Here is a 1,737-nt window from a genome sequence, read left to right as displayed (position 1 = left end):
CGCTGCGATCCTCGCCGGTGCGCGCGGCCGACCACGTCTACCTCGCGGGAGACCATCGCACGAGCCCATCGATCGAGGGTGCGCTGGTGTCGGGTGACCGGGCCGCGCGCATCCTGCTCGCCGACCGGGCGGCCCGCCGGCAGTGACCGCGCGCAGGCCGGGCATTGTGCGGCGTTCCCGGCTCGCGGTCAACCGCTCGCCGCACGTGACGCGCGGCGCTTAGGCTCGCGTCATGCACCTGTTCCGCAGCGATCGTCCCCGCCGCATCCAGCTCGATCAGCCCACCGTGGAGCCCCGTGCGACTCGTCCGCCGTGGAGCCTGTGGGCCGATGCGTTCGGCCGCCTCGGCATCCGCTCGATTCAGATCCTGCTGGTGGTCGCCGTCGCCGCGGGCATCGTCTTCGTCATCCAGTCCCTCACCCTGGTGACGATCCCCCTCGCGATCGCTCTGATCCTCGCGTGCGCGTTCGCCCCCGCGATGAACTGGCTGCGCCGGCACCACGTGCCGGATCTGCTGGCGACGATCATCACCCTGCTGACGATCGTCGCGGTGCTCAGCGGACTGAGCTGGCTGATCGTGTGGGCGGTCCGCGATCAGTGGGACGACCTGTACGCGCAGGCGCAGCAGGGCATCGACCATGTGATCGACTGGATCGACACGCTGCCGTTCCAGCTGTTCACCCCCGACCAGATCGAGGAGTGGACCAAGACGCTCACCGACTTCGTCACGAGCTCGCAGTTCGGCTCCGGCGCCCTCGCCGGCGTCAGCGCGGTGGCGAGCTTCGTGACCGGATTCGTGCTGCTGGTCACCATCCTCTTCTTCTTCCTCAAGGACGGCCCGCAGATGTGGGAGTTCCTGCTGCGTCCGTTCCACGGCGAGAGCGAGAGCCGCGTGCGCCGGATCGGTCACAAGACCGTGGGCGTGCTCGGATCGTACGTGCGCGGGACGGCGACGGTCGCGCTGGTGGATGCCGTCGGCATCCTCATCGGCCTGCTCATCCTGCAGGTGCCGCTGGCGATTCCGCTCGCCGTGCTCGTGTTCCTGCTGGCGTTCATCCCCATCGTCGGTGCGACGCTGGCCGGCGTGCTCGCGGCGCTGGTCGCCCTCGTCGCCAACGGCTGGGTGAGCGCCCTGCTCGTGGTCGGCGTCGTCGTGCTCGTCAACCAGCTGGAGGGCAACCTGCTGCAGCCGTTCCTGATGGGACGCACGATGAAGCTGCACGCGTTCGTGATCCTCGTCGCCCTGGCTGTGGGAACCGCTCTCAGCGGCCTGGTCGGCGCCGTGCTGGCCGTGCCGACGACCGCGGCCGTGTGGGGCATCATCCAGGTGTGGGACGGCGAGAACCTGCCGGCGAAGTGGGCGCGGCGCAAGCCGCGTGAGCCGCGGGCGTCGCAGAGCACCGCCGTCGAGATCGCCTGACGTCATCAAGAACCCGTCGCGTCGGGCTCGACGAGGTGGTTGCATGGCGTCATGAGCATCGCGACCTCCGCAGACGGAACCGAGATCTCCTACGCGACGACCGGGGCGGGACCGGCCGTCGTCGTCGTGAACGGCGCGCTGTCGACGGCCGCAGATGCCGGGCCGCTGGCTGAAGCGCTGGCCGAAGCCGGGTTCCGGGCGGTCACCTGGGATCGCCGGGCGCGCGGCGCGAGCGGCGACCGCCCGGAGTCGGCGCCGGCCGACGAGGCCGACGATCTGGCCGCCGATCTGCGGCAACGCACGCTGTCGTTGGAGAA

2 protein-coding genes are annotated in these 1,737 nt (G+C 70.4%); both read left to right on the top strand.

All coding sequences use genetic code 11. The features are described from left to right. Positions 1–232: 232 nt before the first annotated feature. Complete coding sequence (locus RT309_RS14965; protein ID WP_313358311.1) at positions 233–1,420, top strand: AI-2E family transporter; 1,188 nt, start codon at positions 233–235, stop codon at positions 1,418–1,420. 51 nt (positions 1,421–1,471) lie between these two features. Continuing rightward, positions 1,472–1,737: alpha/beta fold hydrolase (locus tag RT309_RS14960; protein ID WP_396654467.1), on the top strand; the 266-nt coding region annotated here is incomplete at its 3' end.

This window comes from Microbacterium sp., assembly GCF_032084865.1.
In the GTDB taxonomy this organism is placed as follows: domain Bacteria; phylum Actinomycetota; class Actinomycetes; order Actinomycetales; family Microbacteriaceae; genus Microbacterium.
This window is presented reverse-complemented; position numbering and strand designations above follow the sequence as displayed.